The sequence below is a fragment of the Marinobacterium marisflavi genome (assembly GCF_982447095.1).
In genome coordinates, this window is sequence record NZ_OZ457898.1 from 182,781 (window position 1) to 201,508 (window position 18,728).

The following is an 18,728-nucleotide window of genomic DNA, read 5'->3' on the forward strand; positions in this document are numbered from 1 at the left end:
AATATCTGAGTTCGTCTCATCAGTTATTGGCTTGTATCAGGCGCTGAGTCAGGCTCGTTCTCTTGCTGCAGATGCCACATCTGCGCGTAACGTCCGGCCTTGGCTAAGAGTTGTTGGTGTGTTCCGGTTTCGATTAGCTCGCCGTGCTCCATTACAAGTATCTGATCTGCATCAACAATCGTAGAGAGTCTGTGAGCGATTACGAGGCTGGTGTGGTTGCGAGCGAGTGTCTCGAACGCAGCAAGAATGGACTTTTCTGTTGCGCTATCGAGGGCCGAAGTTGCCTCGTCAAACAGGAGGATTGGTGGACGTTTCAGTAATACCCGCGCAATCGCGATACGTTGCTTTTCACCACCTGAGACTTTCAGTCCTCGTTCGCCTACTTTGGTTTCGGTGCCTTCGGGTAGGGAGCTAATGAAGGGCTCGAGATTAGCCATGAGAATTGCATCACGCACCTCTTCAGCAGAGGCGGTAGGGCGCCCGTAGGCGATATTGTTGTAGATGCTGTCGTTGAACAGAACTGTATCCTGAGGGACTACGCCAATGGCCTGTCGCAGACTCTCTTGTGTAACCTGGCTGATTGACTGCCCATCAATGCGTATCGCGCCTCTCTGAATATCGTAGAAACGAAATAGCAGACGGGCCAAGGTCGATTTGCCTGACCCGCTTGGGCCTACGATCGCCACCTTCGATCCGGGCTCGACTTTAAAGCTCAGATCTTTCAGGATCGGCCTTTCTTTGTGATAGGCAAAGCTCACCTTATCAAATTCAATTCCGCCCTCTGTTACTCTGAGGGGCATAGCTGCTGGAGCGTTTTCAATGCTGGGATTGCGCTTGAGCAGGCCAAACATGTTCTCTAGGTCTGTCAGTGCACGGCGCACTTCGCGGTAGACCATGCCGAGGAAATTAAGTGGCATAAACAGTTGCAGGATGTAGGCGTTAATCATCACCAACGAACCCAACGTAATTGCGCCGCTGGCAACATCGCGCGCAGCCATCCACAACAAAAGTACCATCCCTAAGCCAATAATCAGTGCCTGACCTGAGTTCAGTAGCATCAGGGTCATGCGGGTTTTCAGGCGTGCGCTCTCCCATCGCGCCAGGTTGGAGTCATACTGCTGCGCCTCAAACTCCTCGTTGTTGAAGTACTTAACCGTCTCATAGTTGAGTAAGGAGTCGATGGCGCGAGTGTTGGATTGGGAGTCCAGCTGATTGGCTTCACGCACAAAACGGTTGCGCCACTCGGTTGTCAAAATGGTGAAGTAGATGTAGCAGCCAACACTGACGAGAATGATAATCGCATAGAGGTAACTGAAGTTAACTAGTAAAATCGCGGCAACCATACCCAGTTCGATCAGGGTTGGCACTATATTGAACACCAGCATGCGCATCAAAAAGCTAAAACCATTCCCCCCGCGATCAATATCGCGTGATATGCCACCTGTTTGACGCGAAAGGTGGAACTCAAGCTCTAGCGAATGGAGATGGCGGAAAACCTTAAGCACCATGGAGCGCATGGCCCGTTCAGTTATCCGACTGAATATTGCATCTCGCGCCTCAGCAAAGAAGACCGATCCGAAACGTAACAGGCCATAGGCGATAATCAGCATGACCGGAACGACGAGCACCGGATTGATCGACTCATCCAGACCATCAACAATCTGCTTGAGAACCCAAGGCATAGTGACCGTGGCCACCTTCGCGAGCACAAGCAGCACAAAGGCAAATCCGAGGCGAGCACGAAACTCCCACAGATAGGGCCAGATCATCTTAATCACATCAAAAGCCTCAGACCAACCAGCCGGTTTACGGTCGTTGGAGGCACTGTCAGCCGAACTAGAATGGCGCAATATACGGCGCTCCGAATGAGAGGGGTTTTATTGTTATTGAAGCCTATCAGAAATGTGGAGCGGGTGTTCAGTCTATCATTGCTAGTTCAAGTACATCGGGCGCTGCAAGACAGACGGCCTGAACTGTTTGCTCAGCCGGATCAGCCTCGCGTTTTAGCTCTTTGAGCAGCAATTCGCGCTCCTCAAAACAGGTGCTCATCTTCAGGTAATGACCCTCTGATGTGGCTGCGACTTCGCCTGTACCCAGCAGGCTTACGAATACTAGGACATAGCCCATATTGACCCCTCGAGTGCAAAAACACTCTACTGGTGTGTCACGTCTTACCCTTCAGTCCCTGAGTGCGTGAGCTTCTCTTTGTTCTACGTATAAGTTAACGGCTAAGATCTACTTTTCCTTGAGGTATAAAGAGCTTTAACTGCTAGACTGCAATGCAGAGAATGGCTAGCCCGATACAAAGGAATGGAAAGATGGCCGTAACGATTAATGAGACCTCCTGGCCGCAACTCCAGCGGTTGCGCTTTATCGAACGTCAGTTGCTGTGGGAGCGCGAAGTGACGCCCACCATGCTAACCGGGGCTTTCGGGATTCTGCGCCCACAAGCTCTCGAGTCAATACACACCTATATCGAGTTGGCACCTGAGAACGTGCGTCCTTATGAACCGTCTGATCGCAGCTATAAGCCAACCTCCGAATTTAAACCGAAATTGATTCCCGACTCAGCAGACTCGTTGATCACCATCTCGCGTCTGGCTGTGCCGAGCAACCCTGACTTTCACTCGGTGCCGGTACTCAGTCGCAGTACCGCGCCAGGTACACTCGCAGCGATACTTACCGCCATCGAGCACCGTATCCGGTTTGAAACGACCTATGTCTCGATGCAGAACCCAAGCGGTTCCCGCCGTAGTCTGACACCCTGCGCCATTATTAGTGCGAGTAACCGTCTGCACGTTCGTGCGTACTGCTGGGAACGCCAGGGCTTTCGTGATTTTGTCCTCAACCGTTTTCGCGGGACCCCTAAATTAAAGTTCGGTGAGCCCGACCTGTTACCAGAGGATAGCGCCTGGGAGGAGAGTCTAGAGGTGCGTCTAGTCCCGAATCCTGCACTTTTGCCTGAGCAGCAGACCTTGATCAGTGATGACTACGATCTAAATCAGCTAGAGCCATTTAAGATCCGAAAGGCGCTGATCACCTATTTTTTGCAGGCCAACCTGCTGCCGACCAGCGATGCGGAACTGAGCGAAGCAGCGCAGATGCCACAGCGGTTTCCGGTTCTGGCAGTCAGTGCGGATAGCGGGGAGAGCGTCGTTAGCTTTGCTTTCTAGTACGGATGTTGTCGTCCGTACGCGAACAAGGAGACCTAAGTCCCCTTGTTAATTTAATCTAGCGACGTGTTAGTCGTCACACTTCTCTTCACCGTGGCCGCCGCGTTTACCCCAGCCCTTACCTTCGCCGTGGCCCTTTTTGCCTTTATGCTCACGATCGCCGCGCGCCTCTTTTTCGGCATGCATCTGATCAAATAGAGCGACCTGTTCAGGTGTTAGCAGTGCTTTAATCTGTGACTCAGTCTGAGCTTTCATCGCGTCACGCGCATTCTCGCGAAGGTTCTCACGCTGCTCTTCGGTGGTGCTCTCCATCATGTTTTTACGATCGAGGACCTTTTGGTCAAAGATCTCTTTGATTTGCACCTGCTGCTCTTCAGTCAGGTTAAGACGCTCAGTTAAGCGTTCAACAGCACCCTCAGGGCCTTTGCTGCCTTTGTGAGCGAATGCTACGCCAGAGATAGCACCGGCAGTCAGGGTTACAGCAGTCAATATAGCGATCAGTCTCTTTTTCATGGTTGTCTCTCCGTTGAGGGCTCATCAATGTCTCTGTTTCGATGAATTCATTATGGCGAGGAGCAATGCTAAGTTGGGTTGCGATAGCGTAAAGAAGGGTAAAGATGATCGGCTCTTACTAACAAAAAACGCCCGCTTTTGCGGGCGTTGAAGTTAGTTAGGTAAGCGCGGCTTACTCAGATGCAGTGTTGCCGTATGGAGCCTCTTCGAAGCCTTTCATGTCGAAAGCATGAGCGACAGTCGCTTCAGCTGCAGCGTAATTCTCGGCTGGGCGCTGCACACCATACGTTGGCTCCTGGGTGTAGGCGGTTGCCACGGTTGCCTCGCCAATGGCACGCAGAGCAGGCTGCTGGGATTCGCCGTATGTTGGCGCCATCACGTAAGCCGAGCTGACTTGTGCTTCCTGTTCAGCGTAGGTTGCTCCAACTGCTGCAATAACTTTTGGTGCAGCAGATTCAGTCGTCTCAGCTGCGTTGTACTGGTAAGCGGTCGCAACAGTCGCTTCGCTCAGAGCTCGGTTCTCAACAGGTGTTGCTTTACCGTATGTTGGCTGCTGTACGAATGCTGATGCGACAGACGCTTCGTCAATTGCCCGCAGTGTCGGCTGTTGTGATTCACCAGAAGTCGCTGCCATTACATAAGCGCTGCCGACTGTGGCTTCGCTCTCAGCGTAAGTTAGGTCTGCGGCGTTTACTGCAGAAGTTGCCAGGATTGCTGCGCCAAGGATTGAAACATTTTTCAGGGTATTCATCGTTGTATCTCCAACTTGTTCGTTTTGATGAGTCCAGTATGGTCTTGGCGCGCGTTAAGTTGGGTAAGGGCAACGTAAAGTTGCGTTAAGTTTGTGTAAGTATTTTAAATGAGCATTAAACTGCAGATATCGATTGAATAAGGACACTACGAGAAAATGGCTGCACGCATTCTGCTAGTTGATGATGACACCGATCTTTCTGACTTATTGGCTGAGTATCTTGGCAACGAGGGATTTGAGGTCCAGACCGCTGATAGTGCCGAGGCTGCCATTGCCCGCCTGAATGCTCAAGAGAGTTTCGACCTTTGGGTGCTGGATATTATGATGCCGGGCATGTCCGGTTTAGAGCTCTTGCAGCAGGTGCGCCCGCGCATGCAGACACCAGTAATTATGCTGACTGGCCGCGGTGATGATATCGATCGAATTCTGGGATTGGAGATGGGGGCTGATGACTATCTGCCCAAGCCCGCAAATCCACGTGAACTCTTGGCTCGCATTAAAGCTGTGTTGCGCCGTGCCCAGTCGCACCCAGCCGAAACTGCCGATGGATTTCCACAACAGCAGATGCATCTCGGTGATTTGAGTCTCGACCCTCAGCTGCGCGAGGTGCGCATAGCTGGCGAACCTCTGAGCCTGACGAGCGCAGAATTCTGTGTGCTTGCTTATTTGATGCAGTCAGCTGGCCACCTTGTAACTAAAGAGCGACTGACCGAACAGGTTCTACACCGGAAATTAACTGCCTATGACCGCGCTATAGATGTCCATGTAAGTCGCGTCCGTACAAAGCTTGCGCAGGTATCGACAGGACTGGCAGAGAGCATAAAAACGGTTCGCGGTCAGGGGTATCAGTTAGCCCTGAGGGAGTCGAGCTAATGCGCTGGTATCAAAAGCTGTTCTGGCGCATCTTTGGCGCTATCTGGCTGGTCAGTATGGCCGGTATCCTTGTAAGTGTGGGTGTCTACCAAGAGTTGGCGCAAGAGCAGGAGCGCCGTGGGCTGCAGCAGGAACGCGCTCAGCTATATGCTGAGCAAGTTATCGAACGCTATGAGTCCGGTTTAGAGCTGGAACCCCGTCAGGCGCGTGGCTTACCTATCTGGGTGATCGATGAGAAATCAGGACGCCAGATCTTCGGAGGTAAACGCCGGCCTCCGAGAGATGCTCAGCACATTGAAGTAGAGTCTCAACAGGGCAATGAATACAAGATATTCTTCCCTTCGGCACCCGATTCGCAAATGTTGGAGCGGATGTTCCACTTTGTGCTCTCTTTCCAGGTTCTCTGGCTGCTTATTGTCTCGTTGATTAGCAGCCTACTGCTCGCCTGGCTCATTGTGCGTCCGATCAACAAGCTCCGTGCTCAGGTACGAGAGGTTTATGACAGCGATGACTGGCGCCCGAAGAGTAGTTTTGCGCTGCAAGATCGCAAAGACGAACTTGGCGAACTCGCACGCGAGATGAATCAGGCTGCTCGCTATGTAGAAGAGACGCTCAACGCCCAAGAGAATCTCCTACGTGATGTCTCACATGAACTGCGTGCTCCGCTGGCGCGCCTTCAGGCTTCAGCCGGTCTGGCCGAGCAGAAGTTAGGTGAAGACGACAAGTTAGTGGTGCGTATCAATACCGAGTGCGCGCGCCTCGAGAAGTTGATTAGTGAGCTGCTCTTACTCTCGCGCCAGCAGGTTGCCCAGGCGAATCAACAGCCAGTTCTGCTCAAACCACTGTTGCAGGAGCTGATTGAGGATGCGCGACTATTGGATCCAGCGCGCGAGATTAGTGCTGACTTCAACGCAGTAGGCGAGTCTGTGCGTTTCTCTGCCGAGCCGCTTAGTCGAATCGTGAACAATCTATTGGCTAACGCTGTTAAGCACGCTGGCGATAGCGCCAAAGTTGAACTGAAGGCGATTAGCACCAGTGAACAGCTCAAGGTAGAGGTGTTTGACGATGGTGTTGGTGTGCCTGGTGAACTGCTTGCTCAGTTGGGTCAGCCGTTTAAACGTGGCGCTAAATCTAGCGGGTATGGCCTGGGCTTGAGTATCTGTCAGCGTGCGGCCCGTCAAGTTGGCGGTGAGGTTCGCTTTGCCAATCGGGACTCTGGCGGCTTCAGTGCTACTTTGATTCTGCCGTTGCGGTAAGAGTCAAACTTCAGCCATAAAAAAGGAGCCATCAGGCTCCTTTTTTATGATCTTACTGCTATTACAACGCGTCTGAACCGGTCTCACCTGTACGGATACGGATAACCTGCTCAACTGGCATAACGAAGATTTTGCCGTCGCCGATCTTACCAGTGTTCGCAGTTTTAGTGATCGCTTCAATCACCTGATCAACCATATCGTCGTCGATAGCAACCTCTATTTTTACTTTAGGAAGGAAATCTACAACGTACTCTGCACCACGGTAGAGTTCGGTGTGTCCCTTCTGGCGACCAAAACCTTTAACTTCAGTTACGGTGACACCCTGTATGCCGATGTCTGAAAGTGCTTCACGTACATCGTCGAGTTTGAAGGGTTTGATAACCGCAGAAACCAGTTTCATTCTTTTCTCCTTAGTAGTGAACGCTCATCAGCCCTGACTAGCGCATTGCTCACTTTGGGTTATTAAGAAAACAAAATCTTATTACAGCGCATTATGGATGCTAAAGCGGGGTTACTCAAGTCGGTTATTTTTTGCGGGCAGTTGAACCACGTACGACCAGCTCGACGCTGTCCACGCGTTGCATCTTCGCTGCGGGTTTATCCTCAATCAGATCGAGAACCATTTTTGCTATAGGGGCGCATGCGTCATTAATTGGCCTGCGTGTCACGGTTAGCGGTGGGCTGAACTCGTTGGTCTGACCCTGAGATATATCATCATCGTGTGCAATGACAGAGAGATCCTCGGGAATTCTTAACCCAAGTTCACGCGCGGCTCGGTAGACGCCCAATGCTTGGAACAACCCGTTAGCGCAGTATATGGCAGTAGGGCAATCGGCCTGGCTCAGTGCGCGTTTCGCAATTGAGTAAGCGAAATGGGACTGGTGCTCGTCGATTAGCAGTTCTGAACTACAGCCACTGTGCTTAGCGACTGCACTTTCGAACCCATCGAGTCGGCTGGCGGCAAACGCGAGATTGGTATCACTGAGAAGAATGGCCAGGCGTTCATGGCCTAAATCACAGAGGTAATCAGCCGCCTGTTTGGCACCTCCAAAGTTGTCGATGTCGTAGTAGGCGTAGCCTTGATGACGAATATCGCGACCGTGGACTACATACTTTGCACCTGCCTCTTCAAGTGCTTCTATGCGGTAGTCGTCTACATGAGGAGCGTTGATAATGATGCAGTCGACGAAGTTGCGGGTAGCAAAACGTTTGTACGGTTCCGTTTTCTCTGAGGGTGAAATTAGGCGCACGACTAGGTCTAGGTCATGTTCCGCAAGGGTGTGAGTAAGCTGGCCTAGGAAAGAGTCGGTAGAGAGATCCAGCAAGCTGTTTTTCTCTTCCTGCACTAGCAGTGCGACTACGCCGGAGCGTCCCGTTATCAATTTGCGGGCATGCAGATTTGGGCGATACCCAAGTTGCTTGGCCGCCTCGCGGACTTTGGTTTTGGTCTTTGCGCTAACTTCCGGAAAATCATTAAGCGCCCGGGATACGGTAGCGCGAGACAAGCCAAGATGGTCGGCAATATCTTGTAAAGTTGCCATGCTTTACCCCTTAACGCCGCCGGCTGACAGGCCCGAGACCAGGAAACGCTGCGCGAAAAGGAACAGCATTGTGATAGGTGCTCCGGATAGGATTGCAGCTGCAGCGAAATCGCCCCACATATATTTGTTATCCATTAGATATTGGCGCGAGCCTACAGCGAGGGTTAGGTTCTCCTCGGCGCGCAACATTATACTGGCGAGAGGGTAGTCGCCAATTGCGCCAATGAAGGCCAGCACGAATATTACCGCCAAAATGGGTGTTGCTAGGGGTAGAAATATCCATTTAAAGGTTTGGAAGTGGCTGGCGCCATCAATCGCTGCGGCCTTATCCAGCGCTGGGTCTATTGAGTCAAAATAGCCTTTGATGGTCCAGATATGCATCGCAACGCCGCTGAGATAAACCAGTATCAGTGACCAGTGACTATCGATTCCGAGGATCGGTAACACGTCGCCAAGCGAGTCAAACAGCGCATATAGCGCAACGATTGCCAGTGCTGCCGGGAACATCTGTACGACCAGCATGGTATCCAACAGTGTCGCTTTTCCTCGGAATCGCAATCGTGAGAAGGCATAGGCGGCTGTGGCAGCCATACAGAGCACACCAAAGGATGCGATAAAGGCGATCTTCACCGAGTTCCACAACCAGAGTAACACCGGGAAAGGTGGCTCTACTACTGTGCCATCTGGGCGAACGTACTCAAGTCCAAACGCCAGATACCAGTGCTCCAACGTTGGGTTGCTTGGGATAAGACTTCCGGTAACGAAGTTACCCTCTCGAAAAGAGATCGACAGCGTGACGAAGAAGGGAAATAGAATAATGCCGAGGAAGATCCACAGAAATCCGTGAGCCAGAAGCTTGCGCACAAACAGATTCTTTTTGGCGTGTACCATGCTCATACTAGCGCGTCCCCTTAGCCATTTTGCGCATCGCTATTAGATTGGCGTAGGCGATAACGGCCACGATAATGAACATCACCATCGATATCGCGCCTGCCAAGCCAAAATCTTGCGCTGAGTCTGAGAACGCGATGCGGTAGGTGAAGGAAGCCAGAATATCGGTGCTACCCGCTGGTATAAGCGTTCCTGGCATATCGGGTCCGCCGCGAGTCAGCAGAATAATCAGCACCAGATTGTTGAAGTTGAAAGCGAAAGCTGAAATCAACATAGGCACAAAAGGCGGCAAAATCTGTGGCAGTGTGATGGAGAAGAACCGCCGCACAGGCCCCGCCCCCTCAATAGCTGCAGCTTGATAGTGATCGGTCGGGATAGACTGTAGGAACCCCATCGCCAGCAACATCATGTAGGGGTAACCCAGCCATATGTTGACGAAGAGTACTATTGAGCGAGCCAGGAAGGGGTCGGTAAACCAGTCAGGTTTTATGCCGAACAATGTATCTAACAGGAAGTTGATCTCGCCGAAGTTCTGGTTGAAGAGTCCGCGGAATACCAAGATCGAGATAAACGCGGGCACCGCATAAGGCAGAATTAGCAGAATACGGTAGATGCTCTTACCACGCAGTTCGGGCCATTGCAGAATGAGTGCGAGCAGCATGCCAACACCGAAGCAGCCTAGAACTGAACCAAAGGCGAAGATAAGGGTCCAGATAAAGATCTCAACAATCGGTTCGCGAATCCCCTCAGAGTTGAGCATGCGATCGAAGTTGCGTCCTCCGACCCAGGTCTTCCAGCCAGGCTTCAGATGCTCACCATCTGCTGTTTGGTAGTACCCTTCGGAGTGGTCCGGCGTCAGGATCTGACCGTTAGCGTCCTCGAGCCGTCCGGTCTCATCAATCAAGCGGTAGGCGGGTACAACTGTAGCCAGTGTTTTGATGCTAGCGCTCTGGAGTAGCACTCCATCAGGCGTTTCAAAATTTAGCGTGCCCAGCAGCTTGCGCTGTTTAACCATCGCTTTAATCGGCAGAGTCTCTGTCGGTTCTGTTGAAGGTGCTAGCTGAAGTATTGAACCTGTTGAATCCGCGGTAAACGGTTCTGAAAGCAGTTGAGAATCAGGCAGCCAAAGCTTTAACCCATCGCTGGTCTCGCTGAGTTTGAACTGTTGCTCAGTGCTCTTATCGACGACCACTTGTGTGGTGTAGAAGCGCTGTACCTGCTCGAAGCTGAGTAGGTTGGATCCACCGTAGTTTGTGAAACCTACATACCCTGTGTAGAGCACCGGGAAAACAGTGAACAGCAATAGCCCGCCAATAGCCGGGTAGTAAAAGCGGGCAGTATAGAGCCGCTTCGATGTGAAGATGATGGCAAACGCCGCCGTAAGCACCACAAAGACCATGGCCAGCGCGTACTGTTGGGTGATGAATAGCGCAGTGCTAGCGTACAGCAGTAAAAGCAGTACAGCGGCAGTCGTGAGTGTCTGGGCGTTGAGTTTTAGTGTCATAAGTGATGGCGCCGGGGGAGTGCCCCGGCGCTTGTCAGTAGCGGTGGATTATTCGCCGCTCAGGATACGTTTGGCAGCATCATCCAGTGCGTCTTCAGCACTCTGCTGACCGCCTGAGATGTTAGCCAGTGCTGGGCCCATTGCGCCCCAGAACGCACCCATTTCAGGGTTGTTTGGCATCGCAATACCGTTCGCTGCGTTCTCTAGAGTAATTGCCAAACGTGGGTCATCTTGAGTAGCTGCAACGGCTGCGTTAACCATCGCTCCATTCAGTGAAGCGGCCAGTTTACCCAAGCCGTCCTGCGTCATCACATACTCTTCCATGAAGAGCTTCGCCAGGTCTTTGTTTGGGCTTGCCGCATTGGTAGCGACCGAGAAAACGCCAACAAAAGGTTTTGAGGCATTTCCGTTGATTGATGGAATAGGCGCCAGACCGATGTCGAGGCCAGCCTGCTCGTAACCACTCCAAGACCAAGGCCCGTTGATGATCATGCCGACTTTGCCAGCTGCGAATTCCGAATCCATGATGCCGTAGTCAGCACCTGCAGGCATGCCGTTGTCGATCAACTGTTTGATGACTGCAGCACCCTGTTTGGCGCCGGCATTATTCACACCGGTATCTTTACCATCGTAAATGCCGTTTTTCTTGGCGAATGCATAGCCGCCGTTTGCGTGCAGCAGTGGCATAGTGAAATAGGTGTTGTTGTAGTCCCAAAGAATTGGCTGAACGCCGTCTGGAACTTTTACATCGCCAGCGAGGATCTCTTCAAACGAGCTGGGTGGGTTTGGCACCAGGTTCTTGTTGTAGATCAGTGATACGGCTTCAGCAAAGATTGGGTAACCGTATACCTTGTCACCAATTGTTACTGCGTTCCAGGCAAACTCAGCCGACTCTTTTTTGAGGTCAGCATCGACGTCAACGGCGGAAATCAGGCCTGAATTCGCCCAATCACCAAAGCGGTCGTGAGCGAAAAAGATGAGGTCAGGGCCATCACCGGTTGATGCTGCCTGTTGGAACTTTTCAGTGATTGGATCTGGGTTTTCGATAACTAGGCTCACACCTGTATCAGCTTCGAATGCTGCACCTATCTCAGCCCAAGCGTCTGCGCCGCGCTCGCCCCAAATGACGAGTTTGCCGTCTTCGAAAGCTTGAGCGCTTGATGCCATGCCAGCAAGCACCGCTACTGCCAGGAGTTTGCGAACTGGAGTCTGCATATTTTGACCTCATTGTTGTGTTTATTTAAGTAAGTGCTGTATTTGTACAGAAATTTAAATCGATTTGGAAGTGTTGAGTTTGAAATCTTCTATTCGGCAGATAAAGTCACGTATTTGGCTATCTAAATGGTGAATTTAGGAATTAAATCGATTTGAAAATGCGTGGTGAATTCGCCGTAACCTGTGTAAGATTTTGCAGAAAATTAGAGCGAGGGTGTCAAGAGACGATGGAATCGGTGCTGAAGATTTCGGATCTGGATAAGGTCTACGAAAACAATGTCTCCGTGCTGGAGAAGATCAATATAGAGATGGAGCCCGGTGGTTTTCTGATTCTGGTTGGCCCCTCCGGATGCGGTAAGTCAACGCTCCTTAACTGCATTGCCGGGCTAGAAACCTGTACTTCTGGCGCTATTGAGATCGCTGGGCGAACCGTGACAGAGGTAGAGCCCAAAGATCGTGATATCGCCATGGTTTTTCAGTCATATGCTCTCTATCCGACCATGACGGTAGGCCAGAATATCGCCTTCGGTATGAAAGTCCGAGGCGTCCCGAAGTCAGAACAGCAGGCAAAGGTTTCTGAAGTGGCCAAGCTGCTACAGATTGAAGCCTTGCTAGATCGTAAACCTGCACAGCTATCGGGGGGGCAGCGTCAGCGTGTCGCTATCGGTCGCGCGCTGGTGCGTCAGCCGTCACTCTATCTGTTTGATGAACCGCTCTCGAACCTGGATGCCAAGCTGCGAGTCGAGATGCGTGCTGAGCTCAAAGCGCTGCACCAGAAGACAGGTTCATCCTTTGTCTACGTTACACATGATCAGGTTGAAGCGATGACCATGGGAACGCAGATTGCGGTACTCAACGGCGGAAGTGTGCAGCAGTACGGAACGCCGGCAGAGATCTATCATAATCCTGCGAATGTCTTTGTTGCCTCCTTTATGGGGTCGCCACCGATGAATATCGCCAAGGCGCGCGTGGATCGTTCTGCTGGATTTGCGGTAGAGCTGAGTGATGGTCAGCGTCTTCGTCTGCCTGCGTATGAGACAAGCAAGCTTCAACAAGGTAATCAGGTGCTGGTAGGGGTGCGCCCTGAACACTGTCATCCGGAACTTGGTGATATCAGCGTGCGGCTAAGTGCAGTCTCCGTTGAGGTGACCGGAGCAGACCAGTTTGTCCGATTCGACCTAGGGGTTGGCGACAAGCTTACCGCCCGATTTACCGATATTGCCCCTGTGCATGCAGGATCTGAGATGAGCTTTACGCTGAAGTCCGCTGATGTGCGTCTGTTTGACTCTCAGACCCAGCTTGCTGTGGAGGTGTGCTGATATGAGTGCGATTGATCTCTCTTTGCGTCCACCTGAATGGTACAAAGACGCGGTGATCTATCAGGTTTACCCGCGCAGTTTTCAGGATAGTACTGGAGATGGCGTCGGGGATTTGCAGGGCATCAGCTCCAGATTGGAGTATCTGGCAAGTCTTGGGGTCGACACAGTTTGGCTATCACCCTTCTTCAAATCACCCATGAGAGACTTCGGGTACGATGTCAGTGACTACTGCGATGTTGATCCGATATTTGGCAATCTTGATGACTTCAAAAAACTGGTAGAGAAAGCCCACTCACTTGGATTGCGCATTATTATCGACCAGGTGCTTAGCCACACATCTGACCAACACCCCTGGTTTGTTGAGAGTCGAAAGAACCGAACCAACGACAAAGCCAACTGGTATGTCTGGTCCGATCCGAAAGATGATGGCACTCCACCAACGAACTGGCTATCAATCTTCGGCGGCACTGCTTGGCAGTGGGATGCGCGCCGCAGGCAGTATTATCTGCATAACTTTCTGACGGAACAGCCGGATCTCAATTTCCATGAACCTGAGGTGCAGGATGCAATTCTTGCAACGATGAAGTTCTGGCTGGATCTTGGCGTGGATGGTTTTCGCCTCGATACCGTGAACTACTATTTCCACGATCAGCGCCTACGCGACAATCCGCCGAACATATCCAGCATAACGCAGGATCCAAGCGATCGCTCGCACTCGGTTTATGATCATCAGCATCACTACTATGACAAGTCTCGCCCGGAAAATATTGTCTGGTTGGGGCGTATGCGCGAACTCTGTGACGGCTACCAGGCGGTACTGCTTGGAGAGATTGGTTGTGAGCGGCAGATAGAGCGGATGCTCGAGTACACACTGGGCGATGACAAACTGCATACCGCCTACAGCTTCGCGTTGATGGGGCCAGACCACTCAGCTGAGTTTATCACTGAGCAGGTGATGCCCTTTGTTGAGAATCAAACCGAGAGCTGGCCTTGTTGGGCGACTTCAAATCACGACGTCAAACGTACAGCGAGCCGCTGGTTGGTTGACGGTGAGGCGGAGGCGAGTCGCAGCGCGCTGGAGAGTCATGCGGTACTGCTTGCGACTCTGTTTGGTACACCCTGCATCTATCAGGGCGAGGAACTGGGCCTAACCGAGGCGGACTTGGCGTTTGAGGATCTGGTCGATCCCCCGGGCATTACCTTCTGGCCTGAATATAAAGGTAGAGATGGTTGCCGGACGCCGATGGTATGGAACGCTGAGGCTGTGAATGCGGGATTTTCCGATGCCAAACCTTGGTTGCCTGTATCGCCTGAGCACTTGGCGAAAGCGGTGGATCAGCAGGTTTCGAATAGCGCATCGCTGCACGCTTTCTATGTGCGCTTGCTGAGTTGGCGCAAGCGTAACGATGTTGTGCGTCGCGGTGAGTTTAGGTTTGTTGATGCAGCCGAGCCCCTGTTGGCTTATGAGCGCAGCTTAGATAAGCAGATGGTGCGAGTGGATATCAATCTAGGTTCAACCAGTGCCGTTGTAGATGAAGTGCCGGGTGAGTTGGTGTTCGGTGTGCCGGGTGCTGAATTGCAGCCTGGTGAGTACAGGGTAGTGATGCGGACAAAGTAGGGTGATGTTGCGCAGGTCTCTCAGTGCTTAACTTTAAGCGGTGGCCCACGAGCCCCGGCAGTGTGCTCCTGCACTGCCGATATACAGTACATCCGTCGGGCTAATTCCAGACTTACGGCGCCGCTCTCGCACATCCTTGTGCTTCGCGGCACCTGTGCCCGGACGGGTATAAGTGCGTCCATGCACAAAAAAGCCCCAGCTGGAAGGCTGGGGCTGGAGAGGGCGGCTGAGTCCTTCAGCCGCGGTCAACAGATGTGGGTTACTTGCGAGTAGTGGTGAACTCTGGGTACGCTTCCATACCACATTCAGAGATATCTACACCTTCGTACTCTTCCTCTTCGCTTACTCGTACACCCATCACAGCTTTGATGATGGTCCATACGATCAGGCTGACTACGAATACCCAAACGAAGATGGTACCTGCGCCGATCAGCTGGCCAGAGAAGCTAGAGCCATCGTTAGTTACTGGTACCAGAAGCAGACCCAGCAGACCTACAACACCGTGTACAGAGATCGCACCGACTGGATCATCAATCTTCATCTTATCAAGAGTCAGGATAGAGAAGACTACCAGTACGCCACCCAGCGCACCAAAGATGTGAGCCTGAAGTGCAGAAGGAGTAGAAGGTTCAGCTGTAATAGCTACCAGACCAGCCAGCGCACCGTTCAGTGCCATTGTCAGGTCAGCTTTGCCGAATAGCATGCGAGCTACGATCAGGGCAGCAACAGCACCGCCTGCGGCAGCAGCGTTAGTGTTCATGAAGACAACTGCGACAGCGTTTGAGTTCGCAACATCAGAAGTCGCCAGAACCGAACCACCGTTGAAGCCAAACCATCCCAACCACAGGATGAATGTACCCAGGGTAGCCAGTGGCAGGTTAGCACCTGGGATCGCATTGATCTCACCGTTCTTGCCGTACTTGCCTTTACGAGCACCCAGTACCAGAACACCCGCCAGAGCAGCAGCTGCACCAGCCATGTGTACGATGCCTGAACCTGCGAAGTCAGAGAATCCGAGGTCACCCAGAGTGTACATGCCAAAGACAGCGTTGCCGCCCCAAGTCCATGAACCCTCCATAGGGTAAATGAAACCAGTCATGACAACTGCGAAGACTAGGAATGCCCAAAGCTTCATACGCTCAGCAACTGCACCCGAGACGATAGACATAGCCGTTGCGACGAATACCACCTGGAAGAAGAAGTCTGCCGATGGCGCATAGGTTGCAGGCTCGTCACCGGAGAAGCCATCGCCAGTGATACCGGACAGGAAGTACTCGCCGCCGTACATGATTGCGTAGCCGCTGACGAAGTACATGATAGAAGCGATCGCGTAGAGCGCGATGTTCTTGGTTAGAATTTCAGTTGTGTTTTTAGAACGGACCAGACCTGCTTCGAGCATCGCGAAGCCAGCAGCCATCCACATGACTAGGGCACCACACACCAGGAAGTAGAAGGTGTCTAGTGCATACTTGAGCTGAGTTACATCCACAGCTGTTGTGTTGAGCATCTCTTCCATTGTTCAGTCCTCCAATGGCAGCAAAATTAAAGTGCGTCGTTGCCGGCTTCGCCGGTACGGATGCGGATAACCTGTTCCAGCTCAGAGACAAAGATCTTGCCGTCGCCGATCTTGCCGGTGTGAGCTGCTTTAGTGATCGCCTCGACAACCTGATCTACCAGCTCGTCAGAGACAGCAGCGTCTAAACGAACTTTAGGGAGGAAGTCGACAACATACTCGGCGCCCCGGTAGAGCTCGGTGTGGCCCTTCTGGCGGCCGAAGCCTTTAACTTCTGTGACGGTGATGCCCTGCACACCAATCTCTGACAGTGCTTCACGCACGTCGTCGAGCTTGAAGGGCTTGATAACGGCTGACACTAATTTCATGTCTGTTCTCCTTAGAAAGAAAATCGGTCTTTTTCGAATTCGTATGTCTGGGATTGCGTAAGTCGTGCCAACTATTAATAAAATTATTTATAAACAATGAGTTATAAGTGTTTTTATGCGTGGGGAAAGTTCTTAGGAAAAAGTCTGTGCACCTTTTTGGAGAGTGATGCGTGCACATATTTGGTGCGCGCACTATTTTGGTGCATTGCGAGATGGTGCAGACAGCCTGTGTATTCAATTGGGGGGTGTGGCTAGCGGCTGGTATACTGTGTGCTCTTTTTTGGCGTTTTTTCTGGAGATGAAAAAGATGATCGATCCCAAGGTTTTCGAGTCAATCAGTGCTGGAATGGCGCAGTTCATGCAATCTCGACCAGATCTTCCGGGGCAGGAGATGCTACAGCAGCAGATCAAGCAGATGTTGCAGAGCAGTTTTTCTAAGCTAGATCTGGTGACCCGGGATGAATTTGATGCCCAGGCGGCTGTTCTGAGTCGAACCCGAGAGAAACTTGAGCAGCTCGAAGCGCAGGTTGCCGCTCTTGAAGCGCGCCTGAATGAGCAGCAGTAGGCTTCTAGCTGCAGCTTAAAAAGCGGCTTTAATAACAGGGTCCAGATCTGCTGCTACACTGAAAAGCAGTTCTGAACAGAGACACAAGGATGGTGTCATGGCCCTAGCTAAACTAAAAACCCGGGCGCAGCTCGGTATCGATGCACCGCTGGTAAGCGTTGAGGTGCACCTCTCCGGGGGACTCCCCCACTTCACAATTGTTGGCCTAGCTGAAACCGCTGTCCGCGAAAGCCGTGAGCGGGTGCGCAGCGCGCTGTTGTTATCCGGTTTCGATTATCCTCAGCGGCGCATCACTGTGAGTCTGGCACCGGCAGATATCCCCAAAGAGGGTGGCCGATTCGACTTGGCGATCGCGTTGGGTATTTTGCAAGCCTCGAACCAGATCAATAGCGCTCATCTGCAGCAGTTGGAGCTCTATGCCGAGCTTGGGTTAGACGGCCAGTTGCGTCCGGTATCAGGTCTGTTCCCAGCGCTGCTGGCCTGTCAGCAGAGCGATAGCGCTGCCGTTGTTGCGCCCGAACAGTACGCAGAGGCCGGGTTGGCGGGCTGTTCGGTGCTGAGTGGGGTTGCCAATTTGTTGGAGCTTTGCCATCGTCTGCAGCAGGCTGACATCGAAACTCAGCAACCAGATCCGGCTCTGTGCGGCGCTGAAAATGCCGAGCACGCCTCCCAAGAGCTGTCGCAGATTCGCGGGCAACTGAGTGCGCGCTTTGCGCTAGAGCTGACAGCAAGTGGAGCACACAATTTACTGATGCAGGGCCCGCCAGGCAGTGGCAAAAGCCTTCTAGCGCATGCGTTACCGGGTATTCTGCCACCGCTGACACCGCAACAGGCGCGCGAAGCCGCTGCACTGCACTCGATCACCGGTAAGCCGATAGATTCGCTCTTTGCAGGCCTGCCACCGATTCGATCGCCGCACCACAGCGCTTCGGCTACTGCCATTATTGGGGGTGGCTCGATCCCTCGCCCAGGAGAGGTGTCGCTGGCCCATAATGGTGTGCTATTTCTCGATGAGGTGGCGGAGAGTTCACGCAGTACACTGGATATGTTGCGCGAACCACTGGAAACGGGCGCGGTCACGATAGCGCGGGCTAAAGCACGTTTTACCTTTCCTGCTCGCTTTATGCTGATTGCGGCGCTCAATCCCTGTCCTTGTGGCTACTACGGCGACGGCAGTGACCGCTGTGTCTGCGCGCTAACCGCGATTGAGCGTTATCAGGCGCGTCTCTCAGGCCCTTTGCGAGATCGCTTTGATCTGCAACTCACATTGGAGGCAGTTGATCAGGAGGATCTGATTCGAGCATCTCAACCGATGGAGGGCAGCGCTGATGTGCGAGCGAGGGTATCGCGAACCCGAGAAGTACAACTTCAGCGTCAGGGGTGTCTCAATTCACAATTAGATATGGAGGCGGTGCAGGCACTGCTGAGTCACTCAGAGCCGCTGCAGCAGCTCTATATTGATGCCAGCTCTAAGCTCAAGCTCTCCGCCCGAAGCACCCACCGATTGTTGCGCGTGGCGCGGACGCTAGCCGATATGCAGCAAGCTCAGCATATAGAGGAGTCACACTTGTTGCAGGCGCTGAGCTATCGTCATTAGCTTAGGTCACTGGCATTGGGAATGCCCGGCT

Annotated in this window: 18 protein-coding genes; 7 read left to right on the plus strand and 11 right to left on the minus strand. The window is 52.5% G+C overall.

Features of this window, described 5'->3' with window-relative positions; genetic code table 11:
* Positions 1 to 23: 23 nt before the first annotated feature.
* Together AC1WNR_RS00855 and AC1WNR_RS00860 are read right to left on the minus strand one after the other, a co-directional pair.
* Positions 24 to 1,850 (minus strand): ABCB family ABC transporter ATP-binding protein/permease, encoded by a 1,827-nt coding sequence (locus tag AC1WNR_RS00855; RefSeq protein ID WP_481642673.1) that lies wholly within the window; start codon positions 1,848 to 1,850, stop codon positions 24 to 26.
* Between the two features lie 67 nt (positions 1,851 to 1,917).
* A complete protein-coding gene (locus AC1WNR_RS00860; RefSeq protein WP_481642674.1) occupies positions 1,918 to 2,127 on the minus strand; it encodes a hypothetical protein in 210 nt (69 codons plus the stop codon).
* Positions 2,128 to 2,318: 191 nt separating this feature from the next.
* Here AC1WNR_RS00860 and AC1WNR_RS00865 point away from each other — a divergent pair, with 191 nt between their 5' ends.
* Positions 2,319 to 3,173, plus strand: coding sequence for a BrxR family helix-turn-helix transcriptional regulator (locus tag AC1WNR_RS00865; RefSeq protein ID WP_481642675.1), 855 nt, complete (start codon positions 2,319 to 2,321; stop codon positions 3,171 to 3,173).
* Between the two features lie 69 nt (positions 3,174 to 3,242).
* On the opposite strand, the gene AC1WNR_RS00870 is transcribed toward AC1WNR_RS00865, so the two are convergent.
* Together AC1WNR_RS00870 and AC1WNR_RS00875 are read right to left on the minus strand one after the other, a co-directional pair.
* The gene (locus tag AC1WNR_RS00870) at positions 3,243 to 3,686 is read right to left on the minus strand and encodes a Spy/CpxP family protein refolding chaperone (RefSeq protein WP_481642676.1); all 444 of its coding nucleotides are present in this window, start codon (positions 3,684 to 3,686) and stop codon (positions 3,243 to 3,245) included.
* Between the two features lie 172 nt (positions 3,687 to 3,858).
* Entirely contained in the window at positions 3,859 to 4,437 is a 579-nt protein-coding gene (locus AC1WNR_RS00875) for a hypothetical protein (protein ID WP_481642677.1), read from the minus strand.
* A 156-nt stretch (positions 4,438 to 4,593) separates the two neighbouring features.
* Here AC1WNR_RS00875 and AC1WNR_RS00880 point away from each other — a divergent pair, with 156 nt between their 5' ends.
* Both AC1WNR_RS00880 and AC1WNR_RS00885 read left to right on the plus strand, forming a co-directional pair.
* Positions 4,594 to 5,310: a response regulator gene (locus AC1WNR_RS00880; RefSeq protein WP_481642678.1), complete on the plus strand. Its 717-nt coding sequence runs from the start codon at positions 4,594 to 4,596 to the stop codon at positions 5,308 to 5,310.
* Positions 5,310 to 6,566: a HAMP domain-containing sensor histidine kinase gene (locus AC1WNR_RS00885; RefSeq protein WP_481642679.1), complete on the plus strand. Its 1,257-nt coding sequence runs from the start codon at positions 5,310 to 5,312 to the stop codon at positions 6,564 to 6,566. The genes AC1WNR_RS00880 and AC1WNR_RS00885 overlap by 1 nt, the downstream gene beginning before the upstream one ends.
* Positions 6,567 to 6,627: 61 nt before the next feature.
* Here AC1WNR_RS00885 and glnK (AC1WNR_RS00890) read toward each other — a convergent pair whose 3' ends face one another.
* The 5 genes from glnK (AC1WNR_RS00890) to malE form a co-directional block, all read right to left on the minus strand.
* Positions 6,628 to 6,966: a P-II family nitrogen regulator gene (glnK, locus tag AC1WNR_RS00890; RefSeq protein ID WP_481642680.1), complete on the minus strand. Its 339-nt coding sequence runs from the start codon at positions 6,964 to 6,966 to the stop codon at positions 6,628 to 6,630.
* 124 nt (positions 6,967 to 7,090) lie between these two features.
* Complete coding sequence (locus tag AC1WNR_RS00895) at positions 7,091 to 8,107, minus strand: LacI family DNA-binding transcriptional regulator (RefSeq protein ID WP_481642681.1); 1,017 nt, start codon at positions 8,105 to 8,107, stop codon at positions 7,091 to 7,093.
* A 3-nt stretch (positions 8,108 to 8,110) separates the two neighbouring features.
* Positions 8,111 to 9,004, minus strand: a complete 894-nt coding sequence (gene malG / locus AC1WNR_RS00900; protein WP_481642682.1) for a maltose ABC transporter permease MalG — start codon at positions 9,002 to 9,004, stop codon at positions 8,111 to 8,113.
* A 1-nt stretch (position 9,005) separates the two neighbouring features.
* Complete coding sequence (malF, locus tag AC1WNR_RS00905) at positions 9,006 to 10,502, minus strand: maltose ABC transporter permease MalF (RefSeq protein ID WP_481642683.1); 1,497 nt, start codon at positions 10,500 to 10,502, stop codon at positions 9,006 to 9,008.
* Positions 10,503 to 10,550: 48 nt separating this feature from the next.
* Positions 10,551 to 11,717 (minus strand): maltose/maltodextrin ABC transporter substrate-binding protein MalE, encoded by a 1,167-nt coding sequence (gene malE / locus AC1WNR_RS00910; RefSeq protein ID WP_481642684.1) that lies wholly within the window; start codon positions 11,715 to 11,717, stop codon positions 10,551 to 10,553.
* Between the two features lie 227 nt (positions 11,718 to 11,944).
* Between malE and AC1WNR_RS00915 the strand changes: the two genes are divergently transcribed.
* Both AC1WNR_RS00915 and AC1WNR_RS00920 read left to right on the plus strand, forming a co-directional pair.
* Positions 11,945 to 13,036 carry an ABC transporter ATP-binding protein gene (locus AC1WNR_RS00915; RefSeq protein WP_481642685.1) on the plus strand — a complete coding sequence of 364 codons (1,092 nt, stop codon included), beginning with the start codon at positions 11,945 to 11,947 and terminating at the stop codon, positions 13,034 to 13,036.
* Position 13,037: 1 nt separating this feature from the next.
* On the plus strand, positions 13,038 to 14,654 hold the full coding sequence (locus AC1WNR_RS00920; RefSeq protein WP_481642686.1) for an alpha-amylase family glycosyl hydrolase: 1,617 nt from the start codon (positions 13,038 to 13,040) through the stop codon (positions 14,652 to 14,654).
* A 259-nt stretch (positions 14,655 to 14,913) separates the two neighbouring features.
* On the opposite strand, the gene AC1WNR_RS00925 is transcribed toward AC1WNR_RS00920, so the two are convergent.
* On the minus strand, positions 14,914 to 16,170 hold the full coding sequence (locus AC1WNR_RS00925; RefSeq protein ID WP_481642687.1) for an ammonium transporter: 1,257 nt from the start codon (positions 16,168 to 16,170) through the stop codon (positions 14,914 to 14,916).
* A 26-nt stretch (positions 16,171 to 16,196) separates the two neighbouring features.
* Positions 16,197 to 16,535: a P-II family nitrogen regulator gene (gene glnK / locus AC1WNR_RS00930; RefSeq protein ID WP_481642688.1), complete on the minus strand. Its 339-nt coding sequence runs from the start codon at positions 16,533 to 16,535 to the stop codon at positions 16,197 to 16,199.
* A gap of 307 nt (positions 16,536 to 16,842) precedes the next feature.
* On the opposite strand from glnK (AC1WNR_RS00930), the gene AC1WNR_RS00935 reads away from it, so the two are divergent.
* On the plus strand, positions 16,843 to 17,100 hold the full coding sequence (locus AC1WNR_RS00935; RefSeq protein ID WP_481642689.1) for an accessory factor UbiK family protein: 258 nt from the start codon (positions 16,843 to 16,845) through the stop codon (positions 17,098 to 17,100).
* Between the two features lie 97 nt (positions 17,101 to 17,197).
* Positions 17,198 to 18,697 (plus strand): YifB family Mg chelatase-like AAA ATPase, encoded by a 1,500-nt coding sequence (locus AC1WNR_RS00940; protein WP_481642690.1) that lies wholly within the window; start codon positions 17,198 to 17,200, stop codon positions 18,695 to 18,697.
* Positions 18,698 to 18,728 lie beyond the last annotated feature (31 nt).

Bases quoted from the DNA above. Each gene is read 5' to 3' on its own strand.
- AC1WNR_RS00860 (WP_481642674.1), bottom strand. From the start codon at position 2,127: ATGGGCTATGTCCTAGTATTCGTAAGCCTGCTGGGTACAGGCGAAGTC.
- AC1WNR_RS00865 (WP_481642675.1), top strand. From the start codon at position 2,319: ATGGCCGTAACGATTAATGAGACCTCCTGGCCGCAACTCCAGCGGTTG.
- AC1WNR_RS00870 (WP_481642676.1), bottom strand. From the start codon at position 3,686: ATGAAAAAGAGACTGATCGCTATATTGACTGCTGTAACCCTGACTGCC.
- AC1WNR_RS00875 (WP_481642677.1), bottom strand. From the start codon at position 4,437: ATGAATACCCTGAAAAATGTTTCAATCCTTGGCGCAGCAATCCTGGCA.
- AC1WNR_RS00880 (WP_481642678.1), top strand. From the start codon at position 4,594: ATGGCTGCACGCATTCTGCTAGTTGATGATGACACCGATCTTTCTGAC.
- AC1WNR_RS00885 (WP_481642679.1), top strand. From the start codon at position 5,310: ATGCGCTGGTATCAAAAGCTGTTCTGGCGCATCTTTGGCGCTATCTGG.
- glnK (WP_481642680.1), bottom strand. From the start codon at position 6,966: ATGAAACTGGTTTCTGCGGTTATCAAACCCTTCAAACTCGACGATGTA.
- AC1WNR_RS00895 (WP_481642681.1), bottom strand. From the start codon at position 8,107: ATGGCAACTTTACAAGATATTGCCGACCATCTTGGCTTGTCTCGCGCT.
- malG (WP_481642682.1), bottom strand. From the start codon at position 9,004: ATGAGCATGGTACACGCCAAAAAGAATCTGTTTGTGCGCAAGCTTCTG.
- malF (WP_481642683.1), bottom strand. From the start codon at position 10,502: ATGACACTAAAACTCAACGCCCAGACACTCACGACTGCCGCTGTACTG.
- malE (WP_481642684.1), bottom strand. From the start codon at position 11,717: ATGCAGACTCCAGTTCGCAAACTCCTGGCAGTAGCGGTGCTTGCTGGC.
- AC1WNR_RS00915 (WP_481642685.1), top strand. From the start codon at position 11,945: ATGGAATCGGTGCTGAAGATTTCGGATCTGGATAAGGTCTACGAAAAC.
- AC1WNR_RS00920 (WP_481642686.1), top strand. From the start codon at position 13,038: ATGAGTGCGATTGATCTCTCTTTGCGTCCACCTGAATGGTACAAAGAC.
- AC1WNR_RS00925 (WP_481642687.1), bottom strand. From the start codon at position 16,170: ATGGAAGAGATGCTCAACACAACAGCTGTGGATGTAACTCAGCTCAAG.
- glnK (WP_481642688.1), bottom strand. From the start codon at position 16,535: ATGAAATTAGTGTCAGCCGTTATCAAGCCCTTCAAGCTCGACGACGTG.
- AC1WNR_RS00935 (WP_481642689.1), top strand. From the start codon at position 16,843: ATGATCGATCCCAAGGTTTTCGAGTCAATCAGTGCTGGAATGGCGCAG.
- AC1WNR_RS00940 (WP_481642690.1), top strand. From the start codon at position 17,198: ATGGCCCTAGCTAAACTAAAAACCCGGGCGCAGCTCGGTATCGATGCA.